The organism is Williamsia sp. Y844, from assembly GCF_056786475.1.
Genome location: NZ_JBXCJB010000005.1, coordinates 51,067 through 69,859 on the forward strand (window position 1 = coordinate 51,067; position 18,793 = coordinate 69,859).

The following is an 18,793-nucleotide window of genomic DNA, read 5'->3' on the forward strand; positions in this document are numbered from 1 at the left end:
GAGTCGCTTGTCATTTGTGGTCCTCCTGGTTCGGTAGATGTTGGGCGAGTTCGCCTGCGTGAGCGATGAGCGCGGCGAGTATTGCCGTGTGGGGCACAACCGAATTGCGCAGCACCGATTCGGCGCGGCTGCACTGGTCGAAGGCGGTTGGTCCCAAACCGTCGAGCGCGAGGGGACTGAACTGTCCGACAAGGCTGGCGTCCGAGCCGCCCATCTCGTCGATCCGTCGCAGCGACAGTCCGGCTGCCGACGCCAGATCTTCGGCGAGTGAATACACAGGGTCGGTGACGGTACGGGGGAGTGCGGGTCTTGTTATGCCCCCTGAGATCTCGATGGAGACGCCGTTGCCGGAGCGCGCTTCGGCCAGGCGGCGAACCTCGGCGACCAGTGACTCACCTGCCGCGTTGTCGGGGGCACGCAGATCCAGGTGGAGTTCGGCATGATCGGGAACGACCTGGCGAGCGGTGCCGCTGCGCAGGATCCCGGCGGTGCAAATCGTGCGTCGATCCCGGTCGGTGAGCGATTCGAACTTCGCCACCAGTGGTGCCAATGCGCGAAGGGCACTTACACCATTGTTGTCGGTGGAGTGTGATGTCTTTCCGTGAGCGGTGATGATCATGGCCCCTACCGCGCCACGGGAGACGATCACACCACCATCAGCCAGACCAGCCTCCAGGGCCAGACATACGTCCGTGCGTCGCCCGAGGTTCGCCAGCCATTCGCGACTGTCGACACTGCCGAGTTCCTCATCCGGCACAAGTGCGTAGGTGATCGAGGCGACGCCCGGCGCCGAGGTTTCGAGGACGGCTTCGATCGCATGGACGGCCATCGCCAGGGCACATTTCATATCGCCGAGACCGGGTCCGGACATGACGGAGGTGTCGGTCACCACCGGCCAGTCGTCAGTTGATCCCGCAGGCCACACCGTGTCGGAGTGGCCAAGCACGAGCAGCCGAAGTCCGGGTTGCCCGGTGTCCAGGGTGGCCTCGAACGCCTGACCCCGTTCCGGCGCGATCGTGTGCCAGGCCGCAGCGAACCCGAGGGGCTCGAGCCGTTGCGCGACAAGGTTACTCACGCGGTTGACGCCTGCGGGCAGGAACGATCCGCTCTCGACCTCGGTGAGCCGCTCGGCCAGTTCGAGAATGCTCCGCAGTCGCGGCTCGAGCAGTGCGGTGAGCTCGGCGACCGAAGGGGGCGTGGTTCTCTCAGCTGATGTCGTCTCAGGCATCGGCATCCTCCGCGCCGGGCGCCACGCCACGCGCAGCATCGGGATCCAGTGCGCGGCTGACGTATTCTCCGGCCGCGGGACCGTACAACTCCCACAGTCGGCGGAGCTCACGCAGAGGTTCAAGGTGCTCATCGACGCGTAGGTCGACGAGCGGAAACGATTCGTGTCCATGTATCCGAAGGCATGCAGAACGCAGCGGATCCGGCTCGCCGCCTGCCGCCAGCCCGGCTTCGAGTGCGAGAACCAGGCGTTCGCCGAGTTCCAGGTCGCTGCCGGCGTCGAAGGCTTTGCTCGCAGCTTGGCCCACCACGTCGCCGACAAGGATGTTGCCGACGACCACATGGTCTGCCGCTGGTACGACGGTGACACCGGTCGCATCGACGTGCGCACCGGTCCAGCCGACGCCGGGCCCCGTGGTCCCGATGGCCGCGAGCTGGCGCCAATCGGCGTGGACACTGGAATGGCGTGCGCCGTCAACGGCTTCCGCGGCGGTTGCTCCGCGCTCCATCAGGTCGAGCATCCGGGGCCCGAGGCGGGGATCGGTGCGGTGCTGGGTGACGACGGCGCCGACCCCGGTGCGCAGCCATGGCACGCGTGCCCCGACAGCGACGTCGGAAGTGCTTGTGGCAACACCGAGTTGGCCGGTGCGCCCGCAGCGGGCAACGATGGAATAGGTCATTGGGTCACCGCCCACATGTCGGTGCTGCGCCAGGAGACATGACAGGGAGTTCCGACCGTGACATCGGCGGGCACGGTGCGGCTGGCGACGTCGGCGGTGATTACCTGTCCGGTCTCCAGTTCGACCCGCACCGAGGTGCGCGCACCCAGGAAAGCGATGTCCTGCGTCATGCCCTCGGCCCGGAAGTCGGTGTCTGCGCCGGGCTGGAGACTGACCATTTCCGGTCGCAGGATCAGGGTGACTTTCTCGTCTGCGGCGACGTTGCCGACTCCGTCGACATGGCCCTCGCCAATCCCGGGGATGACCACGTCGAAAGAGCCTTGACCTGGACTCGTGACGGTCGCGTCGAGGCTGTTCGAGGCACCCACGAAACCGGCAGCGAAGCGGGTGGTGGGTTGGTGGTAGACATCGGTGGGCGAGGCGACCTGGACCAGATGACCGTCCTGCATGAGCCCGACGCGGTCGGACATCGCGAATGCCTCTTCCTGGTCATGCGTGACATAGACGAACGTGATGCCCAGCCCGTGTTGCACCGATTTGAGCAGCACCTGCATCTGGCGACGCATCCGCAGGTCCAGAGCACCCAGTGGTTCGTCCAGCAGGAGCACGCGGGGGCCGAGGACCAGTGAGCGCGCAAGCGCGACACGCTGTTGCATTCCGCCGCTGAGTTCGCGTGGGCGGTGTTCTTCCTTGCCGGTCAATTCGACCAGATCAAGGAATCGGGAGACCTTCTCCTTGATGACCGACTTGTTCTCTTTGCGCTCGCGAAGCCCGAACGCGACGTTCTCGAACACGTTCAAGTGCGGGAAGAGGGCGTAATTCTGGAAGACGGTGTGCACCGGTCGCTTGTGCGGCGCCACGCTCTGGATCTCGGCATCGTCGACGAGAATGCGTCCAGCGGTGGCCTTTTCGAGGCCGGCGATCATCCGCAGCGTGGTGGTCTTGCCGCAGCCGCTGGGGCCGAGGAGGGAGAAGAACTCACCTCCCTTGATGTCGAGATTGATGCCCTTGACGACTTGGTGGTCGCCGAAGGCGCAGGCGAGATCCTCGAGCCGCAGTGATGCGGGGCTCTGATCCCGATCGGCAGTGGTTGTCATGAGACTTCTTCTTCCGAGGTGGCGCGACGTGACTGCTTGTTGGGCCGACGCGAGGCCAACCCGACCAGACACATCAGTACGAGCGAGACGAACATGAAAGCGACGGCGATCGCGTTGACTTCCGGGGACGTGCCGTGGCGCGAGAGGCTGAGGATGAGTACCGGCAGCGTCTCGGTCTCCGGTCCGGCCAAGAAGACAGTGCTGACCACGTCGTCGAACGAGAACGTGAACGAGAGCAGTGCCGCGATCACCACGGCGGGCATCATCATCGGCCACAGCACCCGCAGGAACACCCGATATGGTGGGGCGCCCAGGTCGGCGGCGGCCTCGTCATACGTGCCCGTCAAGGTGGCGAACCGCGACTGGAGCACCAGCGTCGCGTAGGCCGAACAGAACACGATGTGTCCCGCCACCACCGACCACATACCCGTGCTCAACCCCAGGCGCTGGATGACCACGAGGATGCCTGCAGCGATGACGACTTCCGGGATCATCAATCGCGCGTAGGTGAGGGTTTGCAACACCCCGCCGGCGCGCTTGGGTAGACGGGACACCGCCATCACGGCGGCCAGCGACAGGGTCACCGCGACAACCGTCGAGAGCAGCGCGATCACGCAGCTCGTCAGGAAGTCCTCTCGGACACGTTCGTCGGCGAACGCCCCGGTGATCCACTTGAATGTCGTTCCACCCCAACCGATGAGGTTCTCGTTCGCATTGAACGCGTTGATGATCACCATGTCGATGGGCAGGTAGAGAAATGCGAGAACGACAATGGTGACGATGGCTGCCGGGCTGATGCGGCGCGTCATGTGATGTGTCCCAATCGGTCGAGTCGCTTGCGGGACACAAAGAGAACCACAAGCATGACGGTCATCAGAGTGGTCGCGATGGCAGATCCGAACGGGTAGTTGCCGGTGGAGAGGAACTGTTCGGTTTCGACATTGCCGATCAACAGGGTCTTCGAGCCGCCCAGGATCGCCGGGATGGTGTATTCACCGGTTGCCGGGATGCCCACCAGGAGTACACCGGCGATGGTGCCGGGCATGGCCAACTTCACGGTGATCTTCCAGAAGCTTCGGCGCTTGCTCAGTCCCATGTCGGCCGCCGCTTCCCCCAGGCTCGGATCGATGCGATCCAAGGCCATGAACATCGGCAGGATCATCAGAGGCAGGTAGCCGGCGACCATGCCGACACCGATCGCGAAGGGTGAATATCCGAGCTGCGTGCCGTCGGGGACGATATGAAGGAACGCGGCGAGCTTGGTGACCGCGCCTGTCGGTGACAGCAACTCGAGCCAGGCGTAGGTGCGGACCACGAAACTGATCCAGTACGGAACGATGACCGCGACCAGCAGAATGGCCTTGAGTTTGCCGCTGGCCCGGGAGATCGTCAGTGCCACAGGAAATCCGAGTACCACGCAGACGACGGTCATGATGACTGTCATCAGCAGCGACCGCACCACCGCTCCGATATACGTGTCGCTGAACAGTTCACGGTAGTTCTCGAGTGTGAAATCTGACTTCACCTCGAAGGTCAGCAGATCGAACTCGGAGACGCTGTAGATCGCGAGCACTATCAGCGGGACAACGAAAAAGACTGCGACATAGGCGGTCATCGGTGCCGCGAGCAGGATTCCGGACCAGCCGCGAGGTCGTCGCGGCGAGGGTGGGGAGCCCTTCGCGCGCGGCACCGATGCTCCGGGTGGAGCGTCGAGTAGATCCTGGGACATCAGTTCGCCTTGATCCGGTTCCACATCTTGGCCCGCGCTTCGGTGTCCTCTGCCGACAGGAACTTCTCGGCAACAAACGGAGAGGTCTCACTCGGCTTGAGTGCCGGGTTCTCCAGGATGCGCGGCTCGATGAACTGCTCGGCCGACGGCATCAGGTACGAGGCACCGGTGTTGTTGATGAACCCGGCATACGTCTGCGGGTCGAGGCGGGAGTTGAGGAACTTGAGTGCCTCTTCCTTCTTCTTGCTCCCCGGAACGAGCGCGACGCCTTCGATGTAGCCCGGCGTGCCCTCTTTTGGCGAAACCCAGCCCAACGCATCATTATTCGCACCGGCGAACGCATAGTCAGGGGCCACTGCGATCAAGGCCGAGCCTTCGATCACCGATTTTGCCTGCCCGGTCCGCTGGAAGGCCATCAGGTGCGGCTTGATCTCCTTGATTTTCGCTTCGGCTTCCGCGAGCTCACCACTGTCGGTGGTGTTGATGTCGTAACCGAGAGCGAGAAGAGCGATTGCCACCACGTCGAGGTCGTAGTCCGGGAGCACGATCTTGCCCGACCACTGCTCGGCCCTGTCGAAGAGGTCTTTCCACGATGTCGGGGGATTCGGGACCTTCGCCTTGTCGAAGATGATCCCGGTCTTGCCGAGGTCCGTGGGGATGCCCCACGGGAACTGGTCGACGTACTCCTGCGGCATGTTTGCGAGATTCGGAACCGATGCCGGGTCGAATTCAGCGAGCTGTTTGCCTGCCTCCAATCGGGCAGCCGTGGCATTGCCGACCGCGACGAGGTCGTAAACACCCTTGTCCTTGGCCAATTGGGCAGCCAACGCCGACGAACCGCCTTCAGGCAGTGCAAACTGCTCGATTTTGATCCCGGGGTTGGCCTTCTCGAAGTCCGCGATCTCGGTTGCGCCGACCCAGTCGCCGTAGTTGAGGAACTTCAGGGTTCCGGTGTCGGAGTCCGTCCCTTCCCCGCATGCCGTCAGGGAGACGCCGAGCGCCACGCATACGGTGGTCGCGGAAAGTAGACGCCAGAACTTGCGGCGCATGAGCCCTCTTTTCAAAGGTTGGCAATATAGCAACTGGAGTTGCTGTATGAACACAGTGAATGTTTCACCCGCGAAGTACCTGGTTGGTGACGGGGACGTTAAGAATGTGTTTCCGATGTTGCAAATGAGCCATTTGCTGTTGCGCGCATTGCAATTGGTGACGGAGGCTACGATCATGCCGCCAACACGCGATACGAGCATTCGCCGAGGTCTCGAGGTTTTACTCACGCTGCAAACCCGCCGTGCCCGTGAGGGTGGCGGGCTCGGCGTCACGGAAATCGCCGAGATCCTCGATATGGACAAGAGTCAGATCTCGCGCAGCCTCAAGGTGCTCATGGAGTACGGGATGGTCGACAGGGATCCCAAGACTCGTGCCTTCCGGTTGGGGTGGCGCATCTTCAACATGGCGCAAGTGAGCGGTGACCAGCGGTTGCTGGAATGCGCGGGCGAAGTGCTCGACGGCCTACTTGTTCGCCTGGACGAGTCGGTGTACCTCTCTGTCCGCTCTGGTTTCGAGGCGCTGTCGGTGGCCGAGCGGACCGCCAATCACTCGATTCAAGCGATGTCTGCGCACTGGTTGCTGTACTCGACGTCCGTTGGCCGAGTGCTGCTCACCGACCGGACGTCTGTCGAAATCCGCGAGATGTACGCCGGATATGACCTGCGCAGTGCGACCGAGGGCGGCGTCCAGACTGTCGACGACCTCATCGAGGCAGTCGCCCGCGCCCGCGACGACGGGCATGCAATCGTCGTGGACGAGTTCGAGGCAGGACTGGCGGCGGTCGGGGTGCCGGTGCGCGACTACCGGGGAGTGCTGATCGCCTCTCTCGGTGTTTCCGGGCCGACCTTCCGTCTGGAGCCGAAGATCGACCAGGCCGTGGCAGATCTGAAGAATGCCGCGAAAGAACTCGAAGACCTCCTGGCGCTGCGTGGCGACGAGCGATTCCCGCTGGGACGGAACGCATGACCCCGCCTGCGCAGGTGGCCGTGGTGCAGCTGGCACCTCGGCTGCTCGATCTCGATGCGAACATCGAGCTCACCGTGAATGCGATCGAGGCCGCCCGTGAGCGGGGTGCCCACATTATCGTCGTCCCCGAATTGTCTCTGAGCGGCTACATGTTTGACTCGATGGACGAGGTCCACTCGTGTGCCATCACGACTACGCATCCGGTCTTTGCGCGATGGGCGCAGGCGCTCGCGGGCTCACCGGGACTGGTTGTCGGCGGGTTCGCCGAGAAGTCGGGTGACAGCGTCTATATCAGCGCGGCGATGGTCAGCGCGGACGGCGTCCAAGCGGTCTACAGAAAGACGCATCTCTGGAACCTCGAGAAGCGATTCTTCACTGCGGGCGTCGATGCGCCACCGATCGTCGACACCGAGTTCGGCCGAGTGGGTGTGCTCATCTGTTACGACCTGGAGTTCCCGGAAATGGCCAGGAGCCTTGCCATGCGGGGTGCCGACCTGATCACCGTGCCGACCAACTGGGCGCTCGAAACCCGACCCTACGGCGACGAACCCCCACAGATCATGCTGGCTCGGGCCGCAGCCCGAATCAATCACGTCTACATCGCCTGTGCCGACCGCGCCGGACGCGAGCGAGACCAGGACTTCACCGGCGGCTCGGCCGTCATCGACACGGCCGGATGGGTGCTCGACAGACCGGACGCCGATGGGTTCGCGGGCGCTCAACTTTCGCTGACAACAGCTCGCGACAGACAGATCTCCACCGTCAATCATGTGTTCGACGACCGACGTCTCGAGCTGTATACCGCGTCCTCATCATCGGTGGCTACTTGAGCGTCCCGGCGCTCAGTCTCTAATCTGGGATCAGTAGTCCTGTACACCAACAACTTTCGTGTGCGGCAAGTCTCTTGAGGGGATTGTTGCGGTCAGTGGATCAGAGTGCTAAAAAAGATCTTGCACAGATTGGTCGCCCGCCAGGGTGGCGGCCCGCGAGTGATGTAGGAGGTGGCTTATCGAGATCGAGCCTTCGGATATCGCCAGATCCATCGAACCCGTATCCGGCTGACGAGCGAGCGCTGACCCGCGATACGCGCAGTCATCGAGCTCGTGCCGAGCGCTGCGGTGTTCCCGACTTTCATGTCCGAATGATGTCGAGGAGGTGCCTATCGAGTTAGCTGATGGAATCCGTGGTCCCCACCCGATTCGCGGGTTGGCGACCTTTGGAGAGCACCACCCACACTGAGTCGCCGAGAGGCGACTGAAACCCTTTTCGCAGGTGGTGCCGCCCAGTGATATTCCTGGGCGGCACCACCCTGGACAATCACCATGAAAAACGGCCGGCGTCGTGTTGATCGAACTGGTTGTTGGTGCGGTCAATCGAGAGTGAGAGGAGTATGACGACGGTCTCCACGCACTCCTCGGCCCAACCCGATGCCGATCCCGCAGAGCGCCGGCTGTACCCCGCGCTGCTACTGGAGAACTCGGTGCGAGCGGTCCGAGACGCAACTGATGGTGATCCGTTCCCATGGGATGTGGCAGACGTGGTATCCAATCCTGTACCGCCAGAAGACTATTTGCCGATACTCGGCCGTGGCCGCATGGTCGTCAACGGGCGACTGTATCTAGGCACCACTATCCAAGTCGACAGCAGCATCTTCGTCGCGAGTGTGATCGACGGGCTCTGGGTCGGGGCATTGCAGCCTCGCGGCCGCCACCACCCGAAGGTGAATCTCGAGTTTCCCGCGGCGTAGCAAACGTTCATCCGAAAGGAGAGGTGCGCGGATTGCCAGTGACCCGGCGTGCAGATCGTTCCCGATGTCGGCAATTGAGTATTCGCCATCGAATATGTGGCTCGCAGGGGCTTGACTTCAAGTGGGGTTGAGGGCGAATCATCGAGAGATGGCCATATCCGGGAAGCTCGACACCGCTGAACCGTCCGTCGACATCGACGCCTACCTCGCTCGTATCGACGTCCACAAGCCGGTTGCTCCGACACCTGAGACCTTGCACGCGCTGGTCGCAGCCCACACCCGCACCATTCCCTTCGAGAATCTAGACCCACTGCTCGGCATACCGGTGGTGGATCTGAGCGCCCGAGCGCTGACCGAGAAGCTTGTGTTCCGTCGTCGTGGTGGCTATTGCTATGAACACAACGGACTCATGCGGTACGCCCTCGAGGCGGTGGGTTTCGACGTTCGGCCGCTGGCCGGTCGTGTGGTGTGGATGCTCGGCACCGATGCTCCCGTACCGGCCCGGACACACCACGTGTTGTCGGTGACTGTTCCCGACACCGGTGTCGAGTACCTCGTGGACGTGGGTTTTGGTGGCCAGACGTTGTCGTCCCCGATTCGGATGGTGGTCGACGAGGTCCAATCGACGCGGCACGAGCCTTACCGGATCTCAAGGGCCGCAGACGAATACCGGCTCGAAGCACTCCTCCGTGGAAGTTGGCATCCGTTGTACACGTTCTCGAGAAAAGCGGTGCCGCAGATCGATCTCCAGGTCGGCAGCTGGTACGTATCCACCTACCCCGGATCGATATTCGTCGTGGGAATGACCGTCGCGCGAGTGACCGATGACGCCCGGTGGAATCTCCGCGGGCGAAACCTGACCGTCCATCATCGGGATGGAACCTCCACCCGGACCAGATTCGAGTCCGCCGCCGAGGTGATCGAGCTCCTCGACCGACGTTTCGGTATCGACGTGACAGCGCTCGATGGGTTGAACGAACGTGTAGAGGCGGTCCTAGACACTTAGATCCTGGCCGCAGCGGAAACTGCCGGCAGTGACCCTACGCATGATGTTCGCCACCAACCCCACCTCGCGCGATTACCAACAACAATTTGCCGATGCCATTGGGCCACTGGTCCTCACCCGTAGTTGGGCGCCAAGGGTATGTCCTTCGCTTACACCGATTGCAGCAGTGCGGCTTACTTGTTGGTTGCTTTGCGTGGGGCCGCGCGGCGAGTCGTCTTTGATGGCGCCTTTGCCGGGGGAGCGCTCTCCGAATTGTTCGGGCCGCTGTCACGCCAGCTGATCTCGATTTCGATCTCGGTTTCGTCTCCGTCAACTTCGACTTCGAGCTCGAACTGGACTTGGTCCGCGACTTCGACAGTGATGGAGTCGCCGCCGGAGCCGAGTTCGACCTCGACTCCCTCGGCCAATGCTCGGCCGAGCGCGATCAGCTTTTCTGACGCCTGCTTGCGAGAAAGCGTAGATGTCTTTTTGATCTCCAGCTTTGGCATACGGGGCTCCTGATCTCCGTTGGATGTACTCACCGTATTCCGTCTCGGCGGTGTGATCCTTGAATCGCTGTTTTACCAATTCTCAGCCATCGAAGACTTGGGATCCTCCGCCTCTGAGACCCCCGCCGCCCGGCACATCTCGCATGGCATGGTGCGGGATCAGGCCGGTATATGAGCTCTTGGTGTTGCCATCTAGTGTTCGCGCCTCGATCAGCTCCAGATCGAAATCTGCTGCACCCTCGAAGATTGCACCGTCTCCGGTCTTTCCGGTGATCACCGGAAAGACCGCAACCTGGACGCCTGGCCTCAACCTCCGGTGCACGGGCTTCTCACCCATCTCGGGTGAGGCGCAGATGTGGGATGTCCTTGCAGACTTGAGCGGCGGCAGGAGTAGTTGAGTTGGATCTCGATTCCGGTGAGGTATCGGCGGCTCGCGTCCTGAGCGGCAGCCGTGCAGTGATCGGCCACGATGAGGAGTCGACGATGGTGGACAAGTTGAGTGCGGGCCGCGGGAATCTTCCGATTCCAGATCGCGAGTACCTGGGATTGGTGACGTACGACGCGAAGGATCCCGACACCAGCTTTCCGCCGATCGAACCCTTGTTGCCACCCGAGGGCGCACCGAATGTGCTGGTCATCCTGCTCGACGATGTGGGTTACGGAGCCAGCAGCGCATTCGGCGGTCCATCGAACACACCGACGGCCGAGCGTCTTCAGGCCGGTGGGCTGACCTACAACAGGTTTCATACGACCGCGCTATGTGCGCCGACTCGGGCCGCGTTACTAAGTGGCCGTAACCATCACTCGGTCGGGATGGGGATGATCACCGAGACCGCCACGGCGGCGCCGGGTTCGTCGGGGGTGCGACCCAACACCAAAGCAGCGCTGCCGATGACGTTGAAACTCAACGGGTATTCGACGGCTCAGTTCGGGAAGTGCCACGAAGTGCCGCCATGGCAAACCTCGCCGGTGGGTCCGTTCGATGCGTGGCCGACCGGAGGTGGGGGTTTTGAGCACTTCTACGGTTTCATCGGCGGTGAGAACAATCAGTACTATCCGGCTCTGTATGAAGGAATCACACCGGTTGAGGCCGACAAGACCCCCGAAGAGGGCTATCACCTCACGGAAGATCTCGCCGACCGTGCGATCGACTGGATGCGGACCCAAAAGGCACTTGCTCCCGAGAAACCCTTCTTCGTCTACTCCGCGCCCGGCGCCACTCATGCACCCCACCACGTGCCTCCGGAATGGGCCGACAAATATGCCGGCAAGTTCGCAGGCGGCTGGGATGCGCAGCGGGAGGCGATCATTGCGAGGCAGAAGGAACTCGGAGTGGTCCCGGCCGACGCCGTGCTCACGCCGCGTCCGGACGCGATCCCGTCGTGGGATGAGATGAGTGATGATCTCAAACCCGTCTTGGAGCGGCAGATGGAGATCTATGCCGGTTTCCTCGAACACACCGACTTTCACGTCGGCCGAGTCATTGACGCCGTAGAAGCCGTTGGCGCGCTGGATAACACACTGATCTACTACATCATCGGTGACAATGGTGCCTCAGCCGAAGGCACAGTCAACGGTGCGTTCAACGAAATGGCGAACTTCAACGGTCTTGCCGCGATCGAAACGCCAGAGTTCATGGCCGAGATGAAAGACAAACTGGGCGGGGTCGATTCCTACAACCACTACTCGGTGGGCTGGGCATGGGCAATGTGTACGCCGATGCAATGGACCAAACAGGTTGCTTCACACTGGGGCGGCACCCGCAACGGAACCATCGTGCATTGGCCGGCCGGGATATCGAGCAAGGGTGAGGTCCGGTCGCAGTTCACCCACGTGATCGACGTGGCACCAACAATTCTCGAGGCCGCAGGACTGCCTGAACCAACGTTCGTCAACGGCGTCCAGCAGGCGCCGATCGAAGGTGTGAGCATGGCGTACACGTTCGATGCGGCCGAGGTGCCCGAGCGCCACGATCTGCAGTATTTCGAGATGGCCGGTAACCGGGGGATCTACTTCAAGGGCTGGAGCGCAGTGACCCGCCACAGCACTCCCTGGCTTCCAGCCGAAGAACTTGTTGCTCTCGACGACGACGTATGGGAGCTCTACGACGGTGTTAACGACTGGACCCAGGCGCACGACCTCGCACAAGAGCAGCCGGAGCGACTGGCCGCGCTGCAGCGGCTATGGCTGATCGAGGCGGTGAAGTACAACGTCCTGCCCATCGATGACCGCCGTTTCGAACGCTTGAACGCGACAATCGCCGGCCGGCCGCAACTGATCAAAGGCACGACCCAGGTGTTGTTCCCCGGGATGAAACGCCTCAGCGAGCACAGCGTCATCGACATCAAGAACCGGTCGTTCAGCGTCACCGCGGCGATCGACAGTGCGACATCCGGTACCACCAGCGGCGTGATCATCGCGCAAGGTGGCCGATTCGGTGGCTGGGCGCTGTATATCAAGGATGGGTCCGCCGCATTTGTCTACAACCTGTTGGGAATGACCGAGTTCACCGTCGTGGCCGAAAAGGTACTTCCCGCCGGGAGTCATCAGATTCGCGTCGAATTCGCCTATGACGGTGGCGGACTCGCCAAGGGCGGAGGCGTGACCCTGTTCTATGACGGTGTCGCTGTCGGCGAGGGCCGGGTGGAACAGACCCAACCGCTGATCTTCTCTGCTGACGAGACCACCGACATCGGTGACGACTACGGTCTGCCCGTCAGCGCTGCCTACGCCGGCGCGAGCAAATTCAACGGCCGCATCGATGTGGTTCAGATCGATGTCGGCGACGACGACCATTCCCACCTCATCGACCCCGAAGACATCTCGAGGGTGGCTATCTCACGGCAGTGAACCTCATCGCATTGAACGATCGTCGCTCCGGGTGATGCCCGGACGACGGTAGGAAAGCCGCTATTTGCCTGTCGCCGGCGGACGCCACGACACCGCAGGATGCGCCTGCCCCACGCGGATGTCGACCGAATCCTGGTAGAACGCAACGTATCCGCGGAGTCGTATAACCTCTTCGAACGGGGTCTCGTAGCTCCAGCAGATCGCGGAATCGCCATCATTGTCGAAACGCCAGTGTGTGGCTTCACCTTTGAACGGACAGCGACTCTTCGTATCGGGGTCGAGGGTCAGCTCGACGTGAATGTCGGTGCGGGGGAAATAGAAGACCAAACCATGGTCTTGCTCGTCGACGAGGAGAGAGCGGGACGTCTGCGCCAGCGGTCGACCACCGACAGACGCCGTCACGACATTTCGGCGGGCGAGGATGTCCACGCGATAGTCGGGTCTGTCCTTGAAGGCGCTGATGTGCTGCGTTGTCATATGGGCTCCTGGGGAAGGAATGGCAATGCCGATCACAGGCGGGATCTGCCAATGCGTCTGCGGTTCACAGTCGCTTCGCCGATGGAATGCCGGCGTCCGTCGATCTGATCGGCCGGATGATGGCTTCCTGGGTGAAGGAGGCCAGCAACTCGCCGGCTTCGGTATGCACCTGGCCGCGCACGTAGGTCATCCCGGCACCGACCTGCGTGCTCTCATGTGAGTAGAGAATCCACCCGTCCCACGCCACCGGCTCGTGGAAGCCGATGGTCACGGTCATCACTCCCGTGGATACGGTCTGATGCGCCTGGCTCGTGCCGATCCCGGCGTGCGCCCGCATGGTCGTGGCAACCGACAGATGGCCGGTGAAATGCGCCAGCAATGCCTTCGCCAGGTCGTCGCGGTCGGGGATTGGGTCGTACTTGAGCCACGCGTATAACTCGGGTGGACCCACCTCGTCGGGGCTGTTGACGTCCGCGACGTCGACGAGGCGGACTTCGCGTCCGGTCATGGGCATGTCACGCCAGTTGGACTCGGCGGGTGACGCCACATCCGGGCGGGGAGCCGAGTGTCGGATGATGTCTTCTGTCGGTACATCGGCGAGCACCGACACCATCGCGCATCGCCGGCCGCCCTGGCACACCGCCACATTGGCGCTCGCCATCGATCGGCCTTCGTGGATCACGTCCAGCTCGAACTCGACTGGAACTGTGGCATCGACAGGTCGGGTGAAGACCGCACGGGCCGACCTGATGGACTTGCCGGGAAAACGCTTGGCGGTCGCCACGATCGCCTGGGCGAGCAATTGCGTGCCGTCGGCCACCTGTCGCGCCCCGCCGTCGCTGGTGCCGGTGAACCGGTCGGACCCCGCCTCCTCGACATCGAAGATGTCGAGCATCCGCTCGACGGACGACTCGGTGAAGTCGGTCGTGGATTCCGTAGGTGCCACTGTATCGGTCCTTAACTCGCGGTCTAGATCGAGAGGAAGCTGCAGTCGAGAAGCAACGTACCAGGCCACTCTTGTTGTGTGGGTATAACTTCTGCCCTCGTCCAAGACTTGGTTTCGTGGGTGACTGGTGTCGGCGGAGTTGTCGGTTTCAGCCGACCGAAGAGATGCTGTCCAGCCGATCTAGTTCGGCTGCAGTCAAAGTGAGATCGACAGAGGCGAGTAGGGCATCGAGTTGTTCCGGGATACGGGCGCTGGCGATGGGTGCGACGATCGTCGGTTGTTGCCTCGTCCAGGCGAGGGCAACGGTCGCGATCGCGACTTCATGGGCCTGTGCGATGGTGTCGAGTTCGTCGACCACCGCGAGCCCGTCGGCGCTGAAGAACCGGCCTGCGAGGGGTCCGCGTGCCGCCCCCTCGAGGTCTGCTTCGGTTCGGTACTTGCCGGTGAGGAATCCGCTGGCCAATGCCCAGTACGGAAACACGGCGAGGTCGAACTTCTCGGCGAGTGGCCGCATCTCTGCCTCGAAGCCTTCACGCGCTACCAAACTATAGTTGGGCTGTAGGGCAATAGGTTTGGCGAATCCGTTGTCCTCGCACACCGACAGCCACTCGGCCACCCGGTCTGCGGAGTAGTTCGAGATCCCGACATGTCGAATCTTCCCCGACTGGATCAGGGCATCAAACGCGGCGATCGTTTCGACCAGCGGTGTTTTCGGGTCGTCGTAGTGCGCGTAGTAGAGGTCGATGTAGTCGGTGTTCAGACGCACCAGTGAGGCTTCCGCGGCCCGGGCCACGTTGTCTGGAGCCAGACCAAAGGTTTCCGCCCGCAGGCCGACCTTGGTCGCGAGGACGACGTCGTCGCGCCGTTCACGTTTCTGGAACCACTGTCCGAGAATCGTTTCCGAGTCACCATCGGTCTTGCCGGGCTGGGTGTAGCTGTCCGAGGTGTCGATGAAGTTGCCACCTGCTGCCACGTAGCTGTCGAGCACGGCGAAGGAGGTTGCCGGGTCGCTGGTCCAGCCGAAGGTGTTGCCGCCCAGGACCAGTGGGTAGACATCGAGGTCCGAGGTGCCGATACGCGTCATGTGTGTGTTCTCCGTCAATTGATGTGATCGATCTGTGCGAGCATGTTGCGGGTTGCTTCCAAGGCCTTACCGAGCTGTGCAGAGAGTGGCACACCGGCCTGCATCGCCGAGCGAATGGGCAACTCGAGGCTGATGACGAGGTCGCGGGGCAGGGCGGCGAGGATTTCGCGGAGCGGTAACTCGCCGGTTCCCGGACACATCCGCTCGAACATGGACTCCTCCATGTAATTGCCGATGACCGGGACCAGCGGTGCGTCACTGAGTTGGACGTAGCCGATGAGGTCTGGATCAACTGCGGCGAGGTCATCTGCGCCGGACCCGGACCTGACGAGGTGCATGGTGTCAACAAGGATCCGGAAGTCCGATCTGCCAACAGCTTTGACTGCGTATAGGGCTGTGTTCAGATCACCAATGGTTGTCCCTGGACTGAACTCGACCGTCGTCTCGATCCCACTCTCGGCTGCCATCTCCGCCAGGATGCCGAATTGATCGATACTGCGGCTCAGATCTGGGTCGAGCGAGACGGTGTTGACCCGGGCGACCCCGAGTTCGGCCATGAACGCCAAGTCAGTGGATTTGTCTCGGATGTCCATGCCGCCACGAACCGACATCCCCTCGCCGAGGGATATCGTCACCCCCCGGTCCCGCATGGCTGCGCGCATCTCCCGCCGCAGAGCGGGCTCGTCGCGCAGTGAAAACGGTGGATAAAAGGGTGGGTCGTAAGGGAACGACGTCAAAGCCGACGAGATGTGACGGCAGCCGAGGTCTGCCGCCAGCTCGATGTGTTCGACGGGCGGCAACCCGAAGACGCTGAGCATCTCGATTCCTAATCGCTCCATTGCCTTCTCGCTTTCGATGGGTCCCGACGAACTCCCTGGGGCCGAGTAACTGTTCCGGCTTGGCGAGCATCAAGAATCATGTTCTGAAATTGCAGAATATCATTGTCGACTGTGGAACTGTTGCTCTTGCGTCGCTCCTTCCGTGCCGGCGCGAGCCAGGGATTGGAGCCACATGGTGTTGGACCGGATCGAGATCGGTCCCGCGCAACGACTTGCGTTCTTCTCCGATCCCGACGGAAACACCTTGGAGTTGGTGGAGGGACCCGGCTGACCCGGTGTGGGGCTCGGCCCCACGCTTACGGGTGGTTTGTCCGGGCCCACCCGATCAGTGCACGCAGCGCGGGTCCGCCGCCGTAGTTGTCGTCGTTTCCGGATGTCCCCGTCGCGGCGGATTGACCACGGTGTCTCCGATCGTGCTGCCGACGCCGACCACTCGGGGCCATGGTTCGTCGCTCCACCACCCCCATGCGGGACCGCCTGACTGACCGCGCCGATCGCGGCGGCGAATCACATTCCCGATCCGGACGTCATCAAGGTCGGCCAGATACTCCGAATTCCCGACCTCTGATCCGGCGCGTCACCGTTCCCGAGCACCCCGGGATGAGCTCTACCCCTTGAGGACTCGACGGGCGAAACCGGATAGGTGTATTCGGAGGGTCGTGATGCGCTGTTGCTTCACGATCTCTGGATCGTCGCCGCTGAACATCTTCGGTTGACGTGCCCGGGCGTTCGCGGAGCATTGAAAATGCGTGCAGACCAAAGTTCCGACGGTGTTGCCGTTGCGTCCGGACGTCCCGGCAAGCTTCGCACTGTAAAACGCCACTTCATTGGGTAACTGGACGTCCTGACAGAACGAACACAGCGGACGTCGGTGCGGCTGGCGACCACCGAGTCTGAGCATGATGCCAACCATCTCATCGTCAATCGGGATGACCATATAGCCGGCCTGAATCAATTTCGGATCCCGCCAGCCGAGAAAATCTATTTCGTTCCAGTCGATCTCATCGAACTTGGAAGGAAGTGTCAGAGCTTTGCGTTCGCGCACGGATGCGTTCACGAGAGAATTACGGACCTGTTGGTCGGTCAAGGGTTGCATGAGTGTCCTGGTCAGTGTGTATTCGCCGATGGGTGTGGCAGAGCCGACGCGGGCCTTGGGAATGGCACACGCGTCTGCGGGGCGACGAAGTCAGATGTTGCCGACGATCACGCCGGCAACCTCCTGACGCCCATCGGGCGACGACATCGGTAGGTACACGACGAGCAGGATGCCATATGACCGTCCGGAGGACAAGCGGATTCATAGTCGCTGCGCAGCTTCCCACGCCGGTTTTCTTCCCCTGCCCACAAGGGTGTGTTGTAATTGTTGTCGGTGACCCCACGCCCGACGGCGTCGTCTGTCGGTTCTCCCAGTGCGTGGGGATACATGTGAGTCTCGTTATTGAGGACGCGATCCTCGAACAGTTCGTATTTGGGTCGATGACCGTTACGCAGGTGGACAGTATGCGTCGCATTGTTCCCTTTCGCCGCGACGCTTTCGACCAATTCCTCCGCCGGGCAACCCAATGCGCGGTTGGTGAGGGCACCTGGGACACATTCGTCCTGGGAAGTCGGCAGTATCTGAGGATCATGGACGGTTGCTTACGTGAGGTGCCGCCGCTCATTCCGCCTGACGTATCCGAATTGGTCGCCGAGGTTATGTCGCGATTCCGAAGGAAGGAGCGCGGCGAGCCGGTCTTGGAGGGGTGCCAAGAAACCACCGAGTATCAAAAGTTGCTCGGTGAGGAACTGATGTTGGCGCTGGGTGGCGACCACGGAGACGGCGTGAATGCCGCGGGCACAAGGGCATACAGCAAGATGATGTCGGCGCGAATCGGTGATGGTTTCGTTCATCCGGTCGTCGGGGGCCATCTGTGGAGCGATATTCCCGCGGCGCCGTGTCCGGGCTCTGATGGCGGCCGGCATATGACCGTTCTGCCTCAGATTGCCGAGTTCGTTGATCAGTGGAGGTCGACTCCGACAGATCGGCCACGCTGTGAGCGGCTCATTCTCGACCGTGCCCACGCCCGGGGTTGGCGCACCATCGACATTCCAGGCGGCGGCGATCGCACAGCCGGGTGGTACGCGTATCAAGCGAGGAACGAACATTGAGTCAGCGGAAATACACGCTGGACATGAGATACGTTGCCACACTGGGTCGATGCCAACCCTGCAGCGTCGTTGCCCGAGCGAAACGCAGCATTTGCCATGGGTCTTCGGATAGATCCGTACCTCCACCAATGACAGAGCCGCTGACCGTGAGGTCAGCGGCTCCGTACACAGGGACGATGCCCGTCAAAGCGCCTCTCGGCGATAGGCCGCTCGCGGCGGCAGAGTGTAGGACCCGGGGCAATGAACCGGGCACCGTCGATTGCTACAACCGCGACTGCCGGGTATGTATTCCATCAGTGGATTACCCCGCGCGGATCTGGCAAGAGCCGCTAACCCTTAGGTCAGCGGCTCTTGTACAGAACGACGGTGCCCGTCAATGCGCCTCTCGGCGATAGGCCGCTCGTGGCGGCAGAGTGTAGGACCCGGGGCAATGAACCGGGCACCGCCGGTGTTTGCAAC

Annotated in this window: 19 protein-coding genes and 1 pseudogene; 7 read left to right on the top strand and 13 right to left on the bottom strand. The window is 62.1% G+C overall.

What is annotated here, in order from left to right; all coding sequences use genetic code 11:
- Window positions 1–10 precede the first annotated feature (10 nt).
- The 6 genes from AC1TQG_RS25525 to AC1TQG_RS25550 are packed head-to-tail and all read right to left on the bottom strand — an operon-like array spanning window position 11 to window position 5,782.
- Entirely contained in the window at window positions 11–1,228 is a 1,218-nt protein-coding gene (locus tag AC1TQG_RS25525) for a M20/M25/M40 family metallo-hydrolase (protein ID WP_482141595.1), read from the bottom strand.
- Window positions 1,221–1,907: a DUF1028 domain-containing protein gene (locus AC1TQG_RS25530; RefSeq protein WP_482141597.1), complete on the bottom strand. Its 687-nt coding sequence runs from the start codon at window positions 1,905–1,907 to the stop codon at window positions 1,221–1,223. The genes AC1TQG_RS25525 and AC1TQG_RS25530 overlap by 8 nt, the downstream gene beginning before the upstream one ends.
- Window positions 1,904–3,004, bottom strand: a complete 1,101-nt coding sequence (locus AC1TQG_RS25535; RefSeq protein WP_482141599.1) for an ABC transporter ATP-binding protein — start codon at window positions 3,002–3,004, stop codon at window positions 1,904–1,906. The genes AC1TQG_RS25530 and AC1TQG_RS25535 overlap by 4 nt, the downstream gene beginning before the upstream one ends.
- Window positions 3,001–3,813 (bottom strand): ABC transporter permease, encoded by an 813-nt coding sequence (locus AC1TQG_RS25540; protein WP_482141601.1) that lies wholly within the window; start codon window positions 3,811–3,813, stop codon window positions 3,001–3,003. The genes AC1TQG_RS25535 and AC1TQG_RS25540 overlap by 4 nt, the downstream gene beginning before the upstream one ends.
- The gene (locus AC1TQG_RS25545; protein ID WP_482141603.1) at window positions 3,810–4,733 is read right to left on the bottom strand and encodes an ABC transporter permease; all 924 of its coding nucleotides are present in this window, start codon (window positions 4,731–4,733) and stop codon (window positions 3,810–3,812) included. Before AC1TQG_RS25545 ends, AC1TQG_RS25540 begins: the two co-directional genes overlap by 4 nt.
- On the bottom strand, window positions 4,733–5,782 hold the full coding sequence (locus tag AC1TQG_RS25550) for an ABC transporter substrate-binding protein (protein WP_482141605.1): 1,050 nt from the start codon (window positions 5,780–5,782) through the stop codon (window positions 4,733–4,735). Before AC1TQG_RS25550 ends, AC1TQG_RS25545 begins: the two co-directional genes overlap by 1 nt.
- A 175-nt stretch (window positions 5,783–5,957) precedes the next feature.
- Here AC1TQG_RS25550 and AC1TQG_RS25555 point away from each other — a divergent pair, with 175 nt between their 5' ends.
- From AC1TQG_RS25555 to AC1TQG_RS25570, 4 genes are all read left to right on the top strand, one after another.
- Window positions 5,958–6,749, top strand: a complete 792-nt coding sequence (locus tag AC1TQG_RS25555) for an IclR family transcriptional regulator (RefSeq protein WP_482141607.1) — start codon at window positions 5,958–5,960, stop codon at window positions 6,747–6,749.
- Window positions 6,746–7,579, top strand: coding sequence for a nitrilase-related carbon-nitrogen hydrolase (locus AC1TQG_RS25560; RefSeq protein WP_482141609.1), 834 nt, complete (start codon window positions 6,746–6,748; stop codon window positions 7,577–7,579). The genes AC1TQG_RS25555 and AC1TQG_RS25560 overlap by 4 nt, the downstream gene beginning before the upstream one ends.
- Before the next feature lie 560 nt (window positions 7,580–8,139).
- Complete coding sequence (locus AC1TQG_RS25565; RefSeq protein WP_482141611.1) at window positions 8,140–8,496, top strand: hypothetical protein; 357 nt, start codon at window positions 8,140–8,142, stop codon at window positions 8,494–8,496.
- A 148-nt stretch (window positions 8,497–8,644) separates the two neighbouring features.
- Complete coding sequence (locus AC1TQG_RS25570) at window positions 8,645–9,502, top strand: arylamine N-acetyltransferase family protein (RefSeq protein WP_482141612.1); 858 nt, start codon at window positions 8,645–8,647, stop codon at window positions 9,500–9,502.
- A 173-nt stretch (window positions 9,503–9,675) separates the two neighbouring features.
- Here the strand turns inward: AC1TQG_RS25570 and AC1TQG_RS25575 are convergent, their stop codons facing one another.
- Both AC1TQG_RS25575 and AC1TQG_RS25580 read right to left on the bottom strand, forming a co-directional pair.
- Window positions 9,676–9,990: an amphi-Trp domain-containing protein gene (locus AC1TQG_RS25575; protein ID WP_482141614.1), complete on the bottom strand. Its 315-nt coding sequence runs from the start codon at window positions 9,988–9,990 to the stop codon at window positions 9,676–9,678.
- Window positions 9,991–10,151: 161 nt separating this feature from the next.
- A pseudogene (locus tag AC1TQG_RS25580) lies at window positions 10,152–10,288 on the bottom strand (dihydrofolate reductase family protein); the annotation flags it as partial.
- 197 nt (window positions 10,289–10,485) lie between these two features.
- Between AC1TQG_RS25580 and AC1TQG_RS25585 the strand changes: the two are divergent.
- Entirely contained in the window at window positions 10,486–12,840 is a 2,355-nt protein-coding gene (locus AC1TQG_RS25585) for an arylsulfatase (protein ID WP_482141929.1), read from the top strand.
- A 60-nt stretch (window positions 12,841–12,900) separates the two neighbouring features.
- On the opposite strand, the gene AC1TQG_RS25590 is transcribed toward AC1TQG_RS25585, so the two are convergent.
- The 4 genes from AC1TQG_RS25590 to AC1TQG_RS25605 form a co-directional block, all read right to left on the bottom strand.
- Entirely contained in the window at window positions 12,901–13,317 is a 417-nt protein-coding gene (locus tag AC1TQG_RS25590; protein ID WP_482141616.1) for a DUF427 domain-containing protein, read from the bottom strand.
- A 64-nt stretch (window positions 13,318–13,381) separates the two neighbouring features.
- The gene (locus AC1TQG_RS25595) at window positions 13,382–14,212 is read right to left on the bottom strand and encodes an acyl-CoA thioesterase (RefSeq protein ID WP_482141930.1); all 831 of its coding nucleotides are present in this window, start codon (window positions 14,210–14,212) and stop codon (window positions 13,382–13,384) included.
- 199 nt (window positions 14,213–14,411) lie between these two features.
- Window positions 14,412–15,347: an aldo/keto reductase gene (locus AC1TQG_RS25600; protein ID WP_482141618.1), complete on the bottom strand. Its 936-nt coding sequence runs from the start codon at window positions 15,345–15,347 to the stop codon at window positions 14,412–14,414.
- A gap of 14 nt (window positions 15,348–15,361) precedes the next feature.
- Entirely contained in the window at window positions 15,362–16,186 is an 825-nt protein-coding gene (locus AC1TQG_RS25605) for a sugar phosphate isomerase/epimerase family protein (protein WP_482141620.1), read from the bottom strand.
- Between the two features lie 172 nt (window positions 16,187–16,358).
- Between AC1TQG_RS25605 and AC1TQG_RS25610 the strand changes: the two genes are divergently transcribed.
- Window positions 16,359–16,457: a VOC family protein gene (locus AC1TQG_RS25610; protein WP_482141622.1), complete on the top strand. Its 99-nt coding sequence runs from the start codon at window positions 16,359–16,361 to the stop codon at window positions 16,455–16,457.
- Between the two features lie 336 nt (window positions 16,458–16,793).
- On the opposite strand, the gene AC1TQG_RS25615 is transcribed toward AC1TQG_RS25610, so the two are convergent.
- A complete protein-coding gene (locus AC1TQG_RS25615; RefSeq protein WP_482141624.1) occupies window positions 16,794–17,282 on the bottom strand; it encodes an FBP domain-containing protein in 489 nt (162 codons plus the stop codon).
- 404 nt (window positions 17,283–17,686) lie between these two features.
- On the opposite strand from AC1TQG_RS25615, the gene AC1TQG_RS25620 reads away from it, so the two are divergent.
- Window positions 17,687–18,334 (top strand): hypothetical protein, encoded by a 648-nt coding sequence (locus tag AC1TQG_RS25620; RefSeq protein WP_482141626.1) that lies wholly within the window; start codon window positions 17,687–17,689, stop codon window positions 18,332–18,334.
- The last annotated feature ends 459 nt before the right edge of the window (window positions 18,335–18,793 follow it).

What these genes read in the sequence shown, in the direction of transcription:
- AC1TQG_RS25525 (WP_482141595.1), bottom strand. Translation starts at nt 1,228, where the DNA reads ATGCCTGAGACGACATCAGCTGAGAGAACCACGCCCCCTTCGGTCGCC.
- AC1TQG_RS25530 (WP_482141597.1), bottom strand. Translation starts at nt 1,907, where the DNA reads ATGACCTATTCCATCGTTGCCCGCTGCGGGCGCACCGGCCAACTCGGT.
- AC1TQG_RS25535 (WP_482141599.1), bottom strand. Translation starts at nt 3,004, where the DNA reads ATGACAACCACTGCCGATCGGGATCAGAGCCCCGCATCACTGCGGCTC.
- AC1TQG_RS25540 (WP_482141601.1), bottom strand. Translation starts at nt 3,813, where the DNA reads ATGACGCGCCGCATCAGCCCGGCAGCCATCGTCACCATTGTCGTTCTC.
- AC1TQG_RS25545 (WP_482141603.1), bottom strand. Translation starts at nt 4,733, where the DNA reads ATGTCCCAGGATCTACTCGACGCTCCACCCGGAGCATCGGTGCCGCGC.
- AC1TQG_RS25550 (WP_482141605.1), bottom strand. Translation starts at nt 5,782, where the DNA reads ATGCGCCGCAAGTTCTGGCGTCTACTTTCCGCGACCACCGTATGCGTG.
- AC1TQG_RS25555 (WP_482141607.1), top strand. Translation starts at nt 5,958, where the DNA reads ATGCCGCCAACACGCGATACGAGCATTCGCCGAGGTCTCGAGGTTTTA.
- AC1TQG_RS25560 (WP_482141609.1), top strand. Translation starts at nt 6,746, where the DNA reads ATGACCCCGCCTGCGCAGGTGGCCGTGGTGCAGCTGGCACCTCGGCTG.
- AC1TQG_RS25565 (WP_482141611.1), top strand. Translation starts at nt 8,140, where the DNA reads ATGACGACGGTCTCCACGCACTCCTCGGCCCAACCCGATGCCGATCCC.
- AC1TQG_RS25570 (WP_482141612.1), top strand. Translation starts at nt 8,645, where the DNA reads ATGGCCATATCCGGGAAGCTCGACACCGCTGAACCGTCCGTCGACATC.
- AC1TQG_RS25575 (WP_482141614.1), bottom strand. Translation starts at nt 9,990, where the DNA reads ATGCCAAAGCTGGAGATCAAAAAGACATCTACGCTTTCTCGCAAGCAG.
- AC1TQG_RS25590 (WP_482141616.1), bottom strand. Translation starts at nt 13,317, where the DNA reads ATGACAACGCAGCACATCAGCGCCTTCAAGGACAGACCCGACTATCGC.
- AC1TQG_RS25595 (WP_482141930.1), bottom strand. Translation starts at nt 14,212, where the DNA reads ATGCTCGACATCTTCGATGTCGAGGAGGCGGGGTCCGACCGGTTCACC.
- AC1TQG_RS25600 (WP_482141618.1), bottom strand. Translation starts at nt 15,347, where the DNA reads ATGACGCGTATCGGCACCTCGGACCTCGATGTCTACCCACTGGTCCTG.
- AC1TQG_RS25605 (WP_482141620.1), bottom strand. Translation starts at nt 16,186, where the DNA reads ATGGAGCGATTAGGAATCGAGATGCTCAGCGTCTTCGGGTTGCCGCCC.
- AC1TQG_RS25610 (WP_482141622.1), top strand. Translation starts at nt 16,359, where the DNA reads ATGGTGTTGGACCGGATCGAGATCGGTCCCGCGCAACGACTTGCGTTC.
- AC1TQG_RS25615 (WP_482141624.1), bottom strand. Translation starts at nt 17,282, where the DNA reads ATGCAACCCTTGACCGACCAACAGGTCCGTAATTCTCTCGTGAACGCA.
- AC1TQG_RS25620 (WP_482141626.1), top strand. Translation starts at nt 17,687, where the DNA reads ATGCGTCGCATTGTTCCCTTTCGCCGCGACGCTTTCGACCAATTCCTC.